This window comes from Lachnoclostridium sp. MSJ-17 (assembly GCF_018918205.1).
Taxonomy (GTDB): domain Bacteria; phylum Bacillota; class Clostridia; order Oscillospirales; family Acutalibacteraceae; genus Ruminococcoides.
The window spans coordinates 1-17187 of the sequence record NZ_JAHLQB010000087.1 but is presented as its reverse complement, the minus strand read 5'-3'; the positions used below and the strand labels follow the sequence as shown (position 1 = coordinate 17187).

At 53.5% G+C, this 17187-nt stretch carries 20 protein-coding genes and 1 other annotated feature; of the genes, 8 read left to right on the top strand and 12 right to left on the bottom strand.

Going from position 1 to position 17187, the window contains the following annotated elements; genetic code table 11:
- Positions 1 to 293: 293 nt before the first annotated feature.
- The 3 genes from KQI64_RS07670 to trkA are packed head-to-tail and all read right to left on the bottom strand — an operon-like array spanning position 294 to position 4157.
- Complete coding sequence (locus KQI64_RS07670; protein WP_216524119.1) at positions 294 to 1289, bottom strand: FAD:protein FMN transferase; 996 nt, start codon at positions 1287 to 1289, stop codon at positions 294 to 296.
- 50 nt (positions 1290 to 1339) lie between these two features.
- A complete protein-coding gene (locus KQI64_RS07665) occupies positions 1340 to 2788 on the bottom strand; it encodes a TrkH family potassium uptake protein (RefSeq protein ID WP_216524118.1) in 1449 nt (482 codons plus the stop codon).
- Between the two features lie 10 nt (positions 2789 to 2798).
- Positions 2799 to 4157, bottom strand: coding sequence for a Trk system potassium transporter TrkA (gene trkA / locus KQI64_RS07660; RefSeq protein ID WP_216524117.1), 1359 nt, complete (start codon positions 4155 to 4157; stop codon positions 2799 to 2801).
- Positions 4158 to 4402: 245 nt separating this feature from the next.
- On the opposite strand from trkA, the gene KQI64_RS07655 reads away from it, so the two are divergent.
- Positions 4403 to 4888 (top strand): deoxycytidylate deaminase, encoded by a 486-nt coding sequence (locus KQI64_RS07655; protein WP_216524116.1) that lies wholly within the window; start codon positions 4403 to 4405, stop codon positions 4886 to 4888.
- Positions 4885 to 5487: an HD domain-containing protein gene (locus tag KQI64_RS07650; protein WP_216524115.1), complete on the top strand. Its 603-nt coding sequence runs from the start codon at positions 4885 to 4887 to the stop codon at positions 5485 to 5487. Before KQI64_RS07655 ends, KQI64_RS07650 begins: the two co-directional genes overlap by 4 nt.
- Before the next feature lie 51 nt (positions 5488 to 5538).
- Here the strand turns inward: KQI64_RS07650 and rplL are convergent, their stop codons facing one another.
- The 9 genes from rplL to lepA form a co-directional block, all read right to left on the bottom strand.
- Positions 5539 to 5916 carry a 50S ribosomal protein L7/L12 gene (rplL, locus tag KQI64_RS07645; RefSeq protein WP_216524114.1) on the bottom strand — a complete coding sequence of 126 codons (378 nt, stop codon included), beginning with the start codon at positions 5914 to 5916 and terminating at the stop codon, positions 5539 to 5541.
- Between the two features lie 53 nt (positions 5917 to 5969).
- The gene (gene rplJ / locus KQI64_RS07640; RefSeq protein WP_216524113.1) at positions 5970 to 6545 is read right to left on the bottom strand and encodes a 50S ribosomal protein L10; all 576 of its coding nucleotides are present in this window, start codon (positions 6543 to 6545) and stop codon (positions 5970 to 5972) included.
- 28 nt (positions 6546 to 6573) lie between these two features.
- Positions 6574 to 6710: a sequence feature (ribosomal protein L10 leader region), on the bottom strand.
- Positions 6711 to 6874: 164 nt separating this feature from the next.
- Positions 6875 to 7570 carry a 50S ribosomal protein L1 gene (gene rplA / locus KQI64_RS07635; RefSeq protein ID WP_253289233.1) on the bottom strand — a complete coding sequence of 232 codons (696 nt, stop codon included), beginning with the start codon at positions 7568 to 7570 and terminating at the stop codon, positions 6875 to 6877.
- A gap of 57 nt (positions 7571 to 7627) precedes the next feature.
- Positions 7628 to 8053 (bottom strand): 50S ribosomal protein L11, encoded by a 426-nt coding sequence (gene rplK / locus KQI64_RS07630; protein ID WP_216524112.1) that lies wholly within the window; start codon positions 8051 to 8053, stop codon positions 7628 to 7630.
- 117 nt (positions 8054 to 8170) lie between these two features.
- Positions 8171 to 8713 carry a transcription termination/antitermination protein NusG gene (gene nusG, locus KQI64_RS07625; protein ID WP_216524111.1) on the bottom strand — a complete coding sequence of 181 codons (543 nt, stop codon included), beginning with the start codon at positions 8711 to 8713 and terminating at the stop codon, positions 8171 to 8173.
- 38 nt (positions 8714 to 8751) lie between these two features.
- The gene (gene secE / locus KQI64_RS07620) at positions 8752 to 9036 is read right to left on the bottom strand and encodes a preprotein translocase subunit SecE (RefSeq protein ID WP_216524110.1); all 285 of its coding nucleotides are present in this window, start codon (positions 9034 to 9036) and stop codon (positions 8752 to 8754) included.
- 12 nt (positions 9037 to 9048) lie between these two features.
- Positions 9049 to 9198, bottom strand: coding sequence for a 50S ribosomal protein L33 (gene rpmG / locus KQI64_RS07615; protein ID WP_186833821.1), 150 nt, complete (start codon positions 9196 to 9198; stop codon positions 9049 to 9051).
- Between the two features lie 427 nt (positions 9199 to 9625).
- Positions 9626 to 10423, bottom strand: coding sequence for a DUF7674 family protein (locus KQI64_RS07610; protein WP_216524109.1), 798 nt, complete (start codon positions 10421 to 10423; stop codon positions 9626 to 9628).
- A 65-nt stretch (positions 10424 to 10488) separates the two neighbouring features.
- Positions 10489 to 12300, bottom strand: a complete 1812-nt coding sequence (lepA, locus tag KQI64_RS07605; protein ID WP_216524108.1) for a translation elongation factor 4 — start codon at positions 12298 to 12300, stop codon at positions 10489 to 10491.
- A 312-nt stretch (positions 12301 to 12612) separates the two neighbouring features.
- Between lepA and fabK the strand changes: the two genes are divergently transcribed.
- From fabK to KQI64_RS07575, 6 genes are all read left to right on the top strand, one after another.
- Positions 12613 to 13560: an enoyl-[acyl-carrier-protein] reductase FabK gene (gene fabK, locus KQI64_RS07600; RefSeq protein ID WP_334299540.1), complete on the top strand. Its 948-nt coding sequence runs from the start codon at positions 12613 to 12615 to the stop codon at positions 13558 to 13560.
- Positions 13548 to 14450 (top strand): ACP S-malonyltransferase, encoded by a 903-nt coding sequence (locus KQI64_RS07595; RefSeq protein ID WP_216524106.1) that lies wholly within the window; start codon positions 13548 to 13550, stop codon positions 14448 to 14450. Before fabK ends, KQI64_RS07595 begins: the two co-directional genes overlap by 13 nt.
- A gap of 3 nt (positions 14451 to 14453) precedes the next feature.
- Entirely contained in the window at positions 14454 to 15197 is a 744-nt protein-coding gene (fabG, locus tag KQI64_RS07590; RefSeq protein ID WP_216524105.1) for a 3-oxoacyl-[acyl-carrier-protein] reductase, read from the top strand.
- 10 nt (positions 15198 to 15207) lie between these two features.
- On the top strand, positions 15208 to 16437 hold the full coding sequence (gene fabF, locus KQI64_RS07585) for a beta-ketoacyl-ACP synthase II (protein ID WP_216524104.1): 1230 nt from the start codon (positions 15208 to 15210) through the stop codon (positions 16435 to 16437).
- A gap of 31 nt (positions 16438 to 16468) precedes the next feature.
- Positions 16469 to 16918 (top strand): acetyl-CoA carboxylase biotin carboxyl carrier protein, encoded by a 450-nt coding sequence (accB, locus tag KQI64_RS07580; protein ID WP_216524103.1) that lies wholly within the window; start codon positions 16469 to 16471, stop codon positions 16916 to 16918.
- Between the two features lie 9 nt (positions 16919 to 16927).
- Positions 16928 to 17187 (top strand): 3-hydroxyacyl-ACP dehydratase FabZ family protein (locus KQI64_RS07575; RefSeq protein ID WP_442912072.1); only part of this gene is annotated, 260 nt, incomplete at its 3' end.

Below are 17187 nucleotides of genomic sequence, written 5' to 3'. Positions count from 1 at the left end.
ACACGTTACCAAACATGCGCGGCAATTGATTCTGTCAGTCAGTAGGAGCAATGCGTGGGCGAGCGCTTATCTGGGTCTTGTAACCCGTTTTAGGCTTGCTTGAGTTTCACGGATTCAGGTGGACAATTATGGGTCGCTCCGAATTTCAGTTGGTAGTTAGTAGTTAGTAGTTGGTAGTTTTGGGTCGCTCCGCTCCGAATATAAATCGGGTGCGGGTGTCCCGCCATTCATTGTCAATTGTCCATTGTCAACTGTCAATTAAAAACGGCTTCCTCCCGGGAAGCCGTTTATCTTTATGCCTTTATCGTTTTTATATTATAGTCATAGTCCGCGTTCAACTTAAAATCCGCTTCTATTCCCTCTGTGAGCCAGAGGTTATTTTTATCGTCCAACAGAATGAACTCAAAGTCGCGGTGGTCGCGCCAGTATTTTTTCGCACCGTCTATACCCATCACGAATAGCGCCGTCGAGAGCGCGTCGCTCAATAAGCCGCTGTCCGAAATCACCGTCACCGACACCGTGCCGTTGTCGGCGGGATATCCCGTCTTGGGGTCGATGATATGGCAGTAACGCTTGCCGTCTCGCTCAAAATATCGCTCGTAGTTGCCCGAGGTAGCGACGATCCTGTCGCTGACGGAGACCGCGCCGAAGTACGACGCCGTGTTTTCGGGGTCGCAGATGCCGACCCGCCATTTGCTGCCGTCCGGCTTCTCTCCCACCGCCGCGACGGTGCCGCCGAGGTTGAGGATTCCCGCGCGGACATTATTCTCCTTCATAATACCCACTGCCCTGTCAGCCGCGTAACCCTTCGCGACCGCTCCGAGGTCGAGCCTGACTCCGCTCCCGGCCGAAGCGCTGTTGCCGTCGAGGGTGATTTTGCGATAGTCCGCGTATTTCAGCAGGTCTTTTATCTCGTCATCATCGGGAACGCGGTAGTTTTTGTCGATAAATCCCCACGCCTCGACGAGCGGATAAACGGAGATGTCGAGCGCACCGTCCGTGTCATTGCACAACTCAAGAGATTTAGCGAGCAGATCGGACGTTTCTTCTGAAAGCTCAGCGGTGCTGTTTTTATTGAGCCTGCCGATCTCGCTTTCATCGTCCTGAGCGGAAAGCAGCCCGTCCAGACGTTCTATTTCCGCGCGGATCTTCGCAGCGACGTCCTCGCTGCCATAGATATCGATTTTCATAAAGGTGTCCATGCTCTCAAAGCTCTCGCTCGTGGAAGAAGCATAGCCGCAGCCCGAGAGGAAAACAAGACACAGCAGTATACATATCAGTTTTTTCATATTGGCTCCAAAAAAGGGTGGACAAACGCCCGCCCGAAATAATATCAGATTTAAGATTTTTTCCACGCCGCGGGCGCGAACAGCAGAAGCAGCGGATAGAGCTCAAGCCTGCCCGCGAGCATATCGAACGAAAGCACGCACTTGGCGAGCGGAGAATAGAACGTGTAGTTGCCGACAGGACCAACGTCGCCGAGACCCGGTCCCGTGTTGTTGAGCGTCGCCGCCACAGAGGTAAAGCTTGTCACAAAGCCCTTTCCGTCGATTGAAACAAGAATGAAGCTCGCAACGAAAATCGCCATGTAGAGCACAAGGTACACCGAGGTGCTGCGCATAGTGTTGTGGTCGACGGTCTTGCCGTCCATTTTGACCTGACGGACGTTGCGAGGGTGAACAAGAAGCAGAAATTCCTTTTTCGCTTCCTTTGCAAGCAGGACAAAACGCGCGACCTTGAAGCCGCCGCCGGTACTGCCCGCCATCGCCCCGAGGAAGGTGATGAACATTATTATCGACTTCGAGAGCATCGGCCAGTGATTCACGTCTCCTATGCCGAAGCCCGTCGTGGTTATTATCGACGAGGTGTAAAAGAACGACTGGTGGAACGCGTCGTATGCCGTGGGATAGAGCGGCATGATATTAAAGCCGATTATTACGGTTGACAGGACGATAAAGCCGAGATAAAACCACAGCTCCTCCATTTTTGCCGCCTGCAGGAACTTTTTCGAGATTATGAGGATATAAACCGAGAAGTTTACGCCGAACAGCATCATGAAAATCGCGATGACCGTCTGGAAATAGTAGGTGTCATAGGCTGCGATATTCGAATTTCTGACGCCGAAGCCGCCGGTGCCCGCAGTCGCGAAGCTTGTGTTTATCGCATCAAAGAAGCCCATGCCGCCGCAGAGCAGCAGGATCATCTCCAGCATCGTCAGACCGAAATAGATGCCGTAGAGCATCGCGGCGTAGTGGCGCATCTTTGGCACCGCCTTGCCGACGATAGGACCAGGGCTTTCCGCGCGCATTAGGTAGATATTCTGCTGACCGCCGAGCTTTGGGATAAGCGCGAGCAGGAACACGATAACGCCCATTCCGCCCAGCCAGTTCATCAGGCTACGCCACATCAGCATGCCGTGGCTCAGACGCTCGACCTCAACGAGGATCGTGGCTCCCGTCGTTGTGAATCCCGAAATCGTCTCAAACAGCGCGTCGATATAGTTCGGGATCTCTCCGCTGAGAAAAAACGGCATTGCGCCTACAAGCGAGAGCACGATCCAGCTCAGCGCCGTCGCGCAGAATCCCGCCTTCTGATAAAGCACCATGTTCTTAGGCTTTTTGACCTTGACCGCGAGAACGCCCAGAGCCGCGCTGACTATGCCCGTGCCGAGGAAGTACAGCGCCTCGTGTTCTCCGTAAATGAGCGAGGTCACGGTACACATCTGCATAGCCGCGCCCTCTACGATGAGAACCCAGCCGAGGATATATACAATCAATCTTTTGTTCATAATCCGCTCCTCAGTGTCTGCCGAGAATGTCGTCGAGGTCCTTCAGACCCTTGTGCTTGGTGATAACGACGACCGAATCGTCCGGCATTACGGAATCCGCGCCCGTCGGAAGAATGATCTTTCCCCTGCGGGTTATGCAGATGATCTGCAGATCGTCCTTGAGACTCAGCTTTGACAGCGGAATGTTTACGACACGCGAGCTCGACTTTGCGCGGAACTCGAGAGCCTCTACCTTGCCCTCATTCAGGCGGTAGAGCGTCTCAACGTTGCTGCCGAGAGAGTTCTGCACCGCGCGGATATAACGGGCAATGTACTCGCCCGCGATTTTTTTCGGGTTGATGACGCACTCTATGTCGAGCTGATCGACGATCGAATCGAAGTGCGCGTTGTTGACCTTGGTTATGATCTTCGCGCGCGAGACGCTCCGCACGTACATGGAAATGAGGATATTCTCCTCGTCGTAGTCCATAAGGGCGATTACGCCGTCGGTGCGGTCGATGCCCTCGCTCATGAGCAGATCCTGATCCATGCAGTCGCCGTGAATTATCACCGCTTCATGCAGCAAATCGGAAAGCTCGTGGCAGCGCTCGGAGTTCTTCTCGATAATTTTTACGCCGATACCCGCCTTGAGAAGTCTCTGGGCGAGATAGAACGATATCTTGCCGCCGCCGAGAATGATTACGTCGCGGCTTTTGCCGATATTGATATTTGCCTTTTTGAAGAACCTCGCGGCTATTTCGGGCTTTGATACGACCGTGATGCGGTCGCCGCCCTGAATCACAAAGTCGCCGTTCGGGATAAACACTTCGCTGCCTCTCTCGACGGTGCAGATACGCACCTTGCCCTTGAGAATGTCAATCTTGCTTATCTCCCTGCCGACGACAGGGCTGTTGCCCGGCACCTGTACCTTTATCAGCTCAACCTGACCCTTCGAGAAGCTGTCTATCTCGAGAGCGCCCGAAAAACGCAAAAGACGGCTGATTTCACCTGCCGCGGTCATCTCGGGGTTGATGAACATCGAAAGTCCGAGAATGTCCTTTACGCGGTAGAGGTCGTTTGTGTATTCGGGGTTGCGCACGCGCGCAATCGTGTTCTTACAGCCGCAGGCACGCGCCATAAGGCAGGTGTAGAGGTTTACTTCGTCCCTAGCGGCGGCGGCGATAACAAGGTCTGCAGTACCCGCGCCCGCATCCGCGAGAGTCTCGTAGGTAGCGCCGTTTCCCTCGATTCCCATAGCGTCGATTGAATCCGAGAGACGCGTCACCGCCGCACGGTTGATATCGACGAGTATGATCTCATGCCCCTCGGAATTCAGCTCGTTTGCGATCGAGGTGCCGACCTTTCCGCATCCGACAATTACTATTTTCATAAATTGCTCCACCTAAAATACATACGGGAGATAAACCTATCCCCCGAAATTTCCGCATATATCAGTATAAAGATAATACACCTTTTTGGTGCAAAAATCAAGCCGATTTGTCAATTTCTTTTTTCGATCCGCCAAACACACGCACCTGTCGCGGGATTTTTCGCAATATACGCAAAACATCTTGCATTCCGCGTCATCTCTGTGTTACAATAATTGTATAATCCGGAACGAAGGGACGCGTTATCATGAAAAGGAACGGATATATTTCCTGGGACGAATACTTTATGGGAGTAGCCCTGCTCGCGGCAAAGCGCAGCAAGGACCCAAACACTCAGGTCGGCGCGTGTATCGTCGACAGCAACAACATCATTCTCTCGACCGGCTACAACGGCTTTCCCTACGGCTGCTCCGACGATCTATATCCCTGGGAGCGCGAGGGTGAGGATACGAAGTACAACTACGTCGTACATGCCGAGCTCAACGCCATACTCAACGCGCGCGGCAAGAACCTCAAGGGCGCTAGGCTATACGTCGACCTTTTTCCCTGCAACGAGTGCGCCAAGGCGATCATTCAGTCGGGCATAGCGGAAGTCGTCTATCTTTACAACAAGTACGCCGACTCTCCTGCGACCCGCGCTTCGGCGAGAATGCTTCAGTCCGCCGGGATAAAGCTCACTCAGTTCAAGACCGACGCGGACACCATAGTCCTCGACTTCAAGGCGAACGCATGACGAACAGAATGGAGCGTCAGTTCCGCTTTTCGCTCGAAGCGGACAAGGAAAAGCGCATTATCAGACAGACCTACCTATCAAACGGAGCCGAAAAGGAAAACGACGCCGAGCACGCGTGGCACGCCGCGCTAATGGCGATACTCCTCGGAGAGTACGCAAACGAGGAAATCGACCTTCTCAAAACCGTGACAATGCTGCTGATACATGATATTGTTGAAATCGACGCGGGTGACACCTACGCCTACGACGACAAAGGCAAACAGACCCAGCGCGAACGTGAGGAAAAGGCGGCGGACAGAATATTCGGACTTCTCCCCGATGACCAGCGCGACAGGCTGCGCGGGCTTTGGGAGGAATTTGAGGCGGCACAGACGCCCGAGGCTAAATTTGCCAGAACGATGGACAACATTCAGCCCGCCATGCTCAACTGCTCGACCGACGGCCGCGCCTGGAAAGAAAAGGGCGTAAGACTGAGCCAGATACTGGAGAGAAATAAAATAACCCCCGAGGGCTCAAATAAGCTCTGGGAGTACTCACTGAACAACTTCATCATGCCGAACGTTGAAAAGGGCAGGATAAAATCTGACATAGATACATAAAAAAGGCAGGAGCCAAAAACTCCTGCCCTTAAAAATTCCGTGAAGTGAAAATTATTTAATCTCAACCTCAGCGCCTGCAGCCTCGAGCTTCTCCTTGATGGACTCAGCCTCTTCCTTAGAAGCCTGCTCCTTGAGAGCCTTGGGAGCGCCGTCTACGAGAGCCTTAGCTTCCTTCAGGCCGAGACCTGTGATAGCGCGAACTTCCTTGATGACAGCGATCTTGTTGCCGCCGGCGCTCTTAAGGATTACATCGAACTCGGTCTGCTCTGCCTCAGCAGCAGCGCCGCCGTCTACGGGACCTGCAACAGCTACAGCAGCAGCCGCGCTTACGCCAAACTCATCCTCTACAGCGTGTACGAGCTCGGAAAGCTCGAGAACGGTGAGGCCCTTTAATTCTTCAATAATAGCAGTGATTTTCTCTGATGCCATTGTAATTTACCTCCAATATTATGTCGTTATTTTTCAAATAAAACTGCGGATAATTATTCCGCTGCGGGAGCTTCCTCTGCAGGAGCCGCTTCTTCGGGAGCTGCCTCGGCTGCCTTCTTAGCGAGGCAGGCGTCAAAGCCGCCCTCGTCAACAACAGCCTGGATAACGCGCGCGAACGCTGCGATGGGCGCCTGGAATGCGCCGAGTACATTTGCGAGAAGTACGTCTCTTGTGGGCAGCTTGGAGAGAGATACGATAGTATCCATGTCTACAACAGCGCCGTCAAGATAACCTGACTTCACCTTGAAATTGTCGTGATCCTTCGCGTAACCGCAAAGAATTCTCGCTGCGGCAGCATACTCGCTGTCGCTTGTCGCAAGAGCGGTTGTACCCTCGAGAACGGGCTTGAGTTCATCAAGACCGGCCTCCTCGCAGGCACGGGAGAGAAGTGTGTTCTTAACAACGGTGTACTTTACGTTGTTCTCACGGAGCTCCTTTCTGAGCTTGGTGTCGTCCTCAGTGTTGATACCCTGATAGCTGACAACTACGCCTGTTACGGAGTTCTTGAGTCTCTCGGAGAGCTCAGCGACAATTGCTTTCTTTTGCTCTAAAACACTCTGACTTGGCAAAAAATTTCACCTCCGGAAATGATTTATTGCGGTTCAAAAAAACGCCGCCCGAATCGTTCCTCGGACGGCAGTAAAATACAATAGAATTATTGCATCTTCCTCGGCAGGCGGATCTCTCCTTTACGCATACGCACCTGCTGTCTTTAGAACAGCATTATTTTTAAAACGAGCAGAGGGGGCGGATTTAACGGAAAGCTCGGTCTCCCGACAATGAGCTTCAGTTTGTTGGTAACGCATTTATGAAAAAAATCGGCTCATTGCGGGAACAGCCCGGACTATCCGCTGTCCCGTCCGTTTGCTCATATTAAACTGTATAAGGCCGGCAGAAATTATGCGCCGTACTTAGTGGGGTTGATTCTTACGCTGGGACCCATTGTAGAGGTAACAGCGACAGAACGGACATACTGACCCTTTGCAGCGGCGGGCTTAGCCTTGATGATGGCGTCCATAAGGGTGCCGAGGTTCTCGCTGAGCTTCTCGGTGCCGAAGCTTACCTTGCCGATGGGGCAGTGAATGATGTTTGTCTTGTCAAGACGGTACTCGATCTTACCTGCCTTGGCTTCCTTGATCGCCTTTGCGATGTCGGGAGTAACGGTACCTGCCTTGGGGTTAGGCATAAGTCCGCGCGGACCGAGGATTCTACCGAGACGGCCTACCAGACCCATGCAGTCGGGAGTGGTGATGAGCACGTCGAAGTCCATCCAGTTTTCCTGCTGGATCTTCTGAGTCATATCCTCAGCGCCTACGTAATCAGCGCCTGCTTCCTTGGCGAGCTCCTCGTTGGGGCCCTTGCAGATAGCGAGAACTCTTACGTTCTTACCTGTACCGTTGGGAAGTACGACAGCGCCGCGGACCTGCTGGTCAGCATGACGGCTGTCAACGCCGAGCTTTACGTGAAGCTCAACGGTTTCGTCAAACTTGGCTACCGCGGTCTTGATGACTGTAGCGAGAGCCTCGTCTGTATCATATAATTTGGTTCTGTCAACGAGCTTCGCAGCGTCGACATATTTCTTACCGTGTTTCATTATTTTCCTCCATGTTTAGGTGGTCAAGCGGAAATCTCCTCCCACCCGGATTAGATTTTAGTCAACGACAGTGATGCCCATGCTTCTCGCGGTACCCGCGATCATGCTGATTGCAGCGTCGAGTGAGCCCGCATTGAGGTCGGGCATTTTCTGCTCGGCGATCTTTGTGATCTGTTCCTTGGTGATCTTAGCCACCTTGGTCTTGTTGGGCACGCCTGAACCGCTCTCAATGCCGCAAGCCTTCTTGAGAAGAACCGCTGCGGGCGGAGTCTTTGTAATGAAAGAGAACGAACGGTCGGAATACACTGTGATAACAACAGGAATGATAAGACCGATGTCATTCTTTGTACGCTCATTGAAATCCTTTGTGAACGCGACAATGTTTACGCCGTGCTGACCGAGTGCCGGACCAACAGGCGGAGCCGGAGTAGCTTTTCCGGCAGGGATCTGCAGCTTGATTAAGCCTACTACCTTTTGAGCCATTGTGTTTGCACCTCCAAAAATTCGTGGTAAATTGCGGAACGCCACTGTGTAGGGTTTCCTCCCACAGGGAACGGGTGTTCCCAATAAAAAGCCTTCGTATTTTCAGGCAATTTATCGTCAGTCTTCAATACGCTCTGCCTGAGCCAGCTCAAGCTCGACAGGCGTTTCGCGTCCGAACATCGATACGATGACGCGGACGTAATTTTCGTCGGTGTTCAATTCATCTACAACACCAACACAGTCCTCAAGCGGACCGTCGATAATTCTCACCGAATCTCCCACAGCGTAGGAAACCTTGACGCTGCGCTGCTCTACTCCCATGCGGTAGACCTCAGCCTCGGTGAGCGGTACGGGCTTGGATCCCGGACCCACAAATCCCGTGCAGCCGCGGATATTGCGGACAACATACCAGGTTTCGTCGGTATAGACCATCTTTACGAAAACATAGCCCGGATAAATCTTGTGCTCGACTTCCTTGATCGTTTCCTCACCCTTGCGGTTGATCACCTTTTCGGTGACGATCTCGGTGGGAACCTTGACGTCGAGAATCATATCCTGGAGCTGACGGTTTTCGGCGGTCGTCATAAGGTCGCCGGCAACCTTGTTTTCATAGCCCGAGTAGGTATGAACAACATACCATTTTGCTTCATAATCAGGCATTATACTGCTTCCTTTCGAAAATTAGTGATAATACTTTCTTATGCAGCCGAACCTGTGCCCATTACCAATCCGAGCAATGCGTACAGACCCGAGTCCAGTCCGAAGATAAACAGACCCATAACCACGATAACCGCGATAACGATACCGAAGTTCTTGGTTGTCTGCGAAACTGTCGGCCATGTGATCTTCTTTAACTCACCCTTGCAAGCGAGAAGGTACTTCCAAAGTCTCTGAAAGACATTTGGCTTTTTCTTTTTGACGTCCTTCTTGGCGGTCTTTTTAGCGTCCGCCTTTTTAACGTCGGCTTTTTTCTCGTCAGCCATCATGTACCTCCGTTATTTCGTTTCCTTGTGAGGAGTGTGTTTCTTGCAGAAGCGGCAGTACTTGTTCATGGTAAGTCTGTCGGGACTGTTCTTCTTGTTTTTCATTGTGTTGTAGTTGCGCTGTTTGCACTCTGTGCAGGCCAATGTGATTTTTACTCTCATAACGGCACCTCCCGGTTATTTCGGAATATTTTTAGCCTCCCTCAGCGGGGCACAAAAAGAAAACCCCTTTTAGAGGTAAAGCTATTTTATCACACAATTTCAATAAAGTCAAGTATTTTAAATCGCGTACTAAAAGTTTTTTTCACAGCTTTACGTTGGAGTTTCGCGGCGGGCACGCGCCCGCGGGCAAATCGCGTACTAAAAGTTTTTTTCACAGCCATAAGTTTGCGTTTCGCGGGAAGGGTTTCAACGGACTTTTCCCTTCCCTATTCTCGGTCAAAACCAACTACTAACTACCAACTACCAACTACCAACTACTAACTACCAACTACTAACTACCAACTACCAACTAAAACACAGCTCGGAGCGAAGCGACCCTTAACTCCAAACTCCACACTAAAAAAAGCCGCCGAAGCGGCTTTTTTACTTATCTCGAGCTGTTGAGCAGATTGCTTGCCTTTGACACGCTCTTTTTCTTGGGCGTTTCGGGCTTTACTTCCTTGCCCTTGAACTTGCGTGCTGCGAGTGCAGCCTTCTGGGTCTCCTCGTTGAGCTCGTTGCAGAGCTTTGTGAATTCGCTGTCCTCGAGTGAGTTGAGGATAACGATCGTGATGATCGAGCGTGTGTCAACGTCTCCGTTGCCGTACTGGGTATTGAAAACGCCGGCGAACTTCTCGAGCTCCTTGCCCTTCGCTCTCTTTACGAAGTCCGCTACCTTCGGAGCGAGGTGTTCCTTTGCGAACGTAGCTCCTCTGAACGGATAGTAGCAGTCCTCCTCGTTCTTTATCTCGTCCTTGAGCTCGGGGAAATACGCCACGAATCTCTTGGCGAGGAACTTCGGGTCGGCGTTGCCGTCGTCGTTTTTCTTCTTTTTCTGCTTTACCTGCTTGGCGCGCTTCACGGCGATAGTTCCCGAAACGCCCTCGATAAAGTCGTTCGCGATGCTCTCGGCGTCCTTCTGACCCGAGGTCTCCTCGTCATACAGCCACGTAGCGAGGGTTTTCCACTCATTGTCGGGACCCTCGTCGGTCATTGTGCAGGAACGGAGAACCATCTGCTGCTTGTCGAGGATATAAACCACGGAGTAAGCGACGTTCTCGCTTGTGAACAGAGCGACCAGATCGCCCTCGTTCTCGGAAGCGACCTTCTGTCTTGTGTAGCCGCTCTTATTAAGCTCCTCCTCAACCTTGCCTGCTATCAAATCAAATGCCTTGGTATATTCCATTTTTCATCTTCCTTTCGGATTAGTGATATAAATTATACATATTATATAAGTAATTTGCAAGTACTCTAATCGGTGTCCAATTTCAGAACCGCCATGAACGCCTCCTGCGGAACCTCAACGGTACCGAGCTGACGCATGCGCTTCTTGCCTTCCTTCTGCTTTTCGAGCAGCTTCTTCTTTCTGGTGATGTCGCCGCCGTAGCACTTGGCGAGAACGTCCTTGCGCATAGCCTTGACGGTCTCTCGTGCGATGATCTTTCCGCCGATGCACGCCTGAATCGGAACCTCAAACAGCTGACGCGGGATCTTCTCCTTGAGCTTCTCCGCCATTTTTCTGGCGCGGCCGTAAGCCTTGTCCTTGTGGATAATGAACGAGAGCGCGTCGACGACCTCGCCGTTGAGCATGATGTCGAGCTTGACGAGCTCACTGGGAACGTAGTCCTTGAGCTCGTAGTCAAATGACGCGTAACCTCTTGTGCGCGACTTGAGGGTGTCGAAGAAGTCGTAGATTATCTCGGCGAGCGGCAAAACGTAGTGCAAATCGACTCTGTCCGCGTCGATGTACTGCATGTCGACAAAGGTGCCGCGCCTGTCCTGACACAGCTCCATGATGTTTCCGACGTACTCCTTAGGTGTGTAGATATGAGCGTCGGTCACAGGCTCCTCGGCGGAAGCGATAAGCGACGGGTCGGGATAGTTCGTAGGGTTGTCGATAAGCTCGACGGTACCGTCGGTGCGCGTTATGCGGTAGATAACACTCGGCGCTGTGGTGATGAGGTCGAGCATGTACTCTCTCTCAAGGCGCTCCTGAATGATCTCCATGTGGAGCAGTCCGAGGAAGCCGCAGCGGAAGCCGAAGCCGAGAGCGACGGAGGTCTCCGCGTCGAACGAGAGAGCCGCGTCGTTTAGCTGGAGCTTTTCGAGCGCGTCCTTGAGGTCGCCGTACTTCGCGCCGTCGACGGGATAAATGCCGCAGAAAACCATCGGCTGAGCTTCTCTGTAGCCCGGCAGCGGCTCGGCGGCGGGATTCGACACGAGAGTCACGGTGTCGCCTACCTTCGCGTCAGCGAGGGTTTTTATCGAACCCGAGATGTAGCCTACCTCGCCTGCGTAAAGTCCGTCGGTTTTCTCCATTGTCGTCGCGTGCATGAGGCCGCACTCCACGACGTTGAAAACAGAGCCGGTCGCCATGAGCTTGAACTCGTCGCCGGGGTGAATCTGACCTTCCTTGAGGCGGACGTAGATGATAACGCCCTTGTAGCTGTCGTAGTAGCTGTCAAAAATCAGCGCTCGCAGCGGAGCGTCAGGGTCGCCTGTCGGAGCCGGAATGTCGGAAACCACCTTCTCAAGCACGGCGTGGATATTTATATCAGCCTTCGCGGAGATTTTGGGAGCGTCCTCGGCGGGAATACCGATAACGTCCTCGATTTCGTTTATGACCCTGTCGGGATCTGCGCTAGGCAGATCGATCTTGTTGACAACGGGAACGATCTCAAGTCCGCTGTCGACCGCGAGATAGGTATTTGCAAGCGTCTGAGCCTCGATTCCCTGAGAAGCGTCGACAACGAGAATTGCGCCCTCGCAGGCGGCGAGAGAACGCGAGACCTCGTAATTGAAGTCGACGTGACCGGGAGTATCGATGAGGTTAAAGAGATAGTCCTCGCCATCGTCGGCGGTGTACACAACGCTGACGGCGCGCGCCTTGATCGTGATTCCGCGCTCGCGCTCAAGTTCCATGTCGTCGAGGAGCTGAGCCTCCATATCGCGGGCGGAAACGGAGTTGGTATGCTCGAGAATCCTGTCCGCGAGCGTACTCTTGCCGTGATCGATATGCGCGATTATACTGAAATTCCTGATTTTGTCACGTGAAAATGACATAGAAATCACCCTTTTACACATATATAAAGTTATTGTACCACAAAACCGCGCCGAGCACAAGGAAAATTTATAAGAGAGTTCAGGGACTCAGGTAATGCTGAAACGTTTCCGCTTAATCCACCGCTCAAAACCGACAAAAAATCTACAATCTCTGCCGCTGCGTGAAACAAATTAACGATTGACTTTTAATGCGATTTGCGGTATGATGATAAAAGATAATGCCATAATTATCAAAAGTGAGAAATTTTGGCGTTTAGAATAATTATTATGATAAAATCTTGCTCACTCAGATGAGAAAGGAGAGTTCAAATGATTTCTACTGTGATTGACCAGAGCTTAGGCCTTGAATATCCCATTTTTCAGGGCGGTATGGCTTGGGTCGCCGACGCTTCTCTTGCCGCTGGCGTATCAAACGCGGGCGGTCTGGGACTTATCGCGGCGATGAATTCCAACGGTGAGCAGCTCCGCGCGGAGATCCGCAAGTGCAAGGAGCTTACCGACAAACCCTTCGGCGTTAACATCATGCTGATGAGTCCCTTTGCCGACGAGGTCTCCGACGTCGTTGTCGAGGAGGGCGTGAAGGTCGTCACCACAGGCGCAGGCAACCCCGGTAAATATATGGAAAAGTGGAACGCCGCAGGCATCAAGGTCATTCCCGTTGTTCCAAGCGTGGCTCTCGCCCGTAAAATGGAAAAGATGGGCGCGTTCGCTCTCATCGCAGAGGGCGGCGAAAGCGGCGGTCACGTAGGCGAGCTCACCACAATGGCTCTCGTTCCTCAGGTCGTCGACGCGGTCAGCATTCCCGTCATCGCGGCGGGCGGCATCGCCGACGGCAGACAGGTCGCGGCGGCATTCATGCTCGGCGCGGTCGGCATTCAGGTCGGCACACGCTTCCTTGTCGCGACTGAGTGTACGATTTCGCAGGCATATAAAGATAAGGTATTAAAGGCTAAGGACATCGACTCCGTTGTCACCGGCAAGCGTCTCGGTCATCCCGTACGCTCTATCCGCAACGCCTTTACAAGAGAATACCAGAAAGCAGAATACGATTCCTCTACCGTTTCCGACGAGGAGCTCGAGAAGATGGGCGCAGGCGTGCTGCGTATGGCGGCCCGTGAGGGCGACGTAAAGAACGGCTGCGTGCTTGCCGGACAGGTCGCGAGCATGGTAAAGAAGGAGCAGCCCGCGCGTGAGATCATCACAGAGATGTTCACCGAGGCGGAGGAAGTCCTCAAGGGAGCGGCAAAATGGGTAAAATAGCATTTGTTTTTTCAGGTCAGGGCGCGCAGTACAGCGGCATGGGCAAGGAGCTTTATGACGCGTCGGCGGCAGCCAAGGCGACCTTTGATATGGCGGACAGCGTCCGTCCCGGCACCTCGGCTCAGTGCTTTGAAGGCACTGCGGAGGAGCTCAGAGAAACCGTGAACACCCAGCCCTGCGTATTTACCGCCGATCTCGCGGCGGCTTACGCATTAAAGGAGAAGGGTATCACTCCCGACTGCGTCGCCGGATTTTCGCTCGGAGAGATCGCGGCTCTCGCGTTTTCGGGCATGTTAAGCGACGAAGAAGCCTTCAAGCTCGTTTGCAGACGCGGCGAGCTGATGGACAAGGCGGCGAAGGAAAATCCCGGCGCGATGGTCGCGGTAATGAAGATAACTCCCGCTCAGGTCGAGGAGATCTGCGCGAAGTTCGACAGGACCTACCCCGTCAACTACAACTCCCCCGCACAGACGGTAGCAGCCACCACCTCCGAAAACTGCGACGCGTTCTGCGCGGCGGTCAAGGAAGCCGGCGGCAGAGGAAAGCCTCTCGCGGTAAGCGGAGCGTTCCATTCTCCGTTCATGGCTGACGCAGCTCAGGGTCTTGCTGAGTACATGGAGAACGTTGAGTTTGCAAAACCGCAGCTCCCCGTTTATTCCGACTTCACCGCTCAGCCCTATGAGGGCGATTACAAGGCGCTCGTAAAGGCGCAGGTCGAAAGCCCCGTAAGATGGCAGCAGATCGTCGAGAACATGATAGCAGACGGAGTCGACACCTTCATCGAGGTCGGCGTAGGCAAGACGCTGACAGGTCTGATCGGCAGAATCAACGCCGACGTCAAGGCATACAAGGTCGAAACGCCCGAAGATATAGAGAAAGTATTGAGGTAAAAAATGAATTTTGAAAACAAGACCGCTGTTGTAACAGGCGGTTCACGCGGAATCGGACTCGCAATCGCAAAGAAGCTCGCAGAAGGCGGCGCGAATATCGCTATTCTCTACGTAGGCGACGAGAGCGAGGGTATCAACGCAAAGGCGGAGCTTGAGAAGTACGGCACAAAGGTTGAGCAGTATTTCTGCAACGTAGCGGATTTCACCGCTTCCAAGGAGGTCGTCGACAAGGTCATCGCTGACTTCGGCGGCATCGATATTCTCATCAACAACGCGGGCATCACCCGCGACAAGCTCGTGCTCAATATGGAGGAGGCCGATTTTGACGCGGTCATCGGCGTTAACCTCAAGGGCACCTTCAATATGATAAAGCATACCTACAAGCACTTCATGAAGAAGCGCGCGGGCAGAATCGTCAGCACCTCGTCTATCGTCGGTCTTATCGGCAACGCAGGTCAGGCGAACTACTCCGCTTCAAAGGCGGGCATCATCGGTCTGACAAAGTCCGTGGCGAGAGAGCTCGCGGGCAGAGGAGTTACCGTCAATGCCGTGGCTCCCGGCTACATCGGCACCGACATGACAAACGCCCTCTCCGACAAGGTAAAGGAGAGCATGCAGGCTCAGATCCCCGCAAAGAGAATCGGCACTCCCGAGGACGTAGCGAACGTAGTCGCGTTCCTCTGCTCGGACGAGGCGGCATACGTTACCGGCGAGGTAATCCGCGTAGACGGCGGTCTCGCGATCTAAGGAGGAAGCTATGGCAAGAAGAGTAGTCGTAACAGGCTTAGGCGCGGTCAGCCCCGTCGGCAACGACGTTCCCACAATGTGGAAAAACATGCTCGACGGCGTTAACGGCATCGAAACAATTTCCGCTTTTGACACAAGCGACTTGAAGGTACATATCGCAGGCACGGTCAAGAACTTTGAGCCTGAGAAATATTTTGAGAAGAGAGAAGCCAAGAAGCTCGACATTTACTGCCAGTACGCCATCGCGGCGGCTCAGGAGGCGGTAGACGACAGCGGAATCATCGGCAATATCGACGAGAACCGCTTCGGCGTTTACATCGGCGCGGGCATCGGCGGTCTTAACACCTTCATCAACAATACAATCAACCTCGAAAACGGCGGTCCGCGCAAGGTATCTCCGTTCTTCATTCCGATGATGATAGGCAACATCGCGACAGGCAACGTCGCTATCCGCTTCAACGCGAAGGGCGTATCTCTCTCCGTAATGAGCGCGTGCGCAACCGGTACGAACTCTATCGGCGAAGCGTTCCACGCTATCAAGGACGGCTACGCCGACGCTATCATCGCGGGCGGCGCAGAGGCTGTTGTCGCAAGACTCACTATCGCGGGCTTCCAGAACATGAAGGCTCTCTCGACAAATCCCGACCCGAGCAAGGCTTCGCGTCCGTTTGACAAGGACCGCGACGGCTTCGTTATGGGCGAAGGCGCGGGCATGCTTATCCTCGAGGAATACGAGCACGCAAAGGCTCGCGGAGCCAAGATATACGCGGAGTTCGCAGGCTACGGAAACACCTGCGACGCGCACCACGTAACCGCTCCCGACCCCGAGGGCGCGGGACTCGCAAGAGCTATCGAGATCGCGTTCAAGGAAGCTGACGTTGACGAAAACGCTCAGGTTTACATCAACGCCCACGGCACCTCGACCCACCTCAACGACCTCACCGAGACTATGGCTATCAAGAAGGCTCTCGGCGAGAGCGCGTACAAGGCAAGCATCAGCTCAACCAAGTCGATGACGGGTCATATGCTCGGCGCGACAGGCGCGATAGAAGCTATCGCGGCAGTCAAGGCGATCGACGACGGAATGGTTCCGCCGACAATTAACCTCGACGAGCCCGACGAGGGTCTTGACCTCGACTACACGCCCAAGACAGCCAAAAAGCGCGACATCGACGTAGCCGCGTCCACAAACCTCGGCTTCGGCGGTCACGACGCGTGCGTTGTATTCAAGAAAATGTAATGTAAGAGTGAAGAATAAAGGACTGAATTCAATGTTTAATATAGATGAAATCAAGGAATTAATGGCTCTGCTCGAGGATTCCTCGCTTGCGGTGCTCGAGGTTGAGCAGGGCGACTGCAAGGTTCGCCTCAAAAAGCCGGCGGCTTGTGTTCCGCCCATGGCTCCCGTAGCTCCTATGGCACCCGCTCAGGCTCCCGCCGCGGCGCCTGCAACTGCCGCACCTGCTCAGGCTTCCGCGCCCGCCCCGGGCAAGACTATCAACGCGCCTATCGTAGGCGTGTTCTACGCCGCTCCCTCACCCACTGCAGACCCCTATGTCAGCGTAGGCAAGAAGGTCAAGAAGGGCGACGTCGTCTGCATTATCGAGGCGATGAAGTGCATGAACGAGATTCAGGCTGAGGAGGACGGCGAGATCACCGCTGTTCTCGCGACAAACGGCGAGCTTGTCGAATACGGACAGCCGCTGTTCAGCATTCAGTAAGGAGAGCTTATGAACCAGGAAGAAATCAAAAAGATCCTGCCCCACCGCGACAACATGCTCCTCGTTGAGGAGAGCGAGGTCGTGGACGAAGTTACCGCGAAGGGCAGATATACCATAAAGGGCGACGAGTTCTTTTTGCAGGGACACTTCCCCGGAAATCCCGTCGTGCCCGGCGTTATCCTCTGCGAGATGATGGGTCAGGCAAGCTGCTGCCTGCTCGCCGACAAGGTGAGCGACTGCACTCCCTACTTCACCAAGATGAACAACGT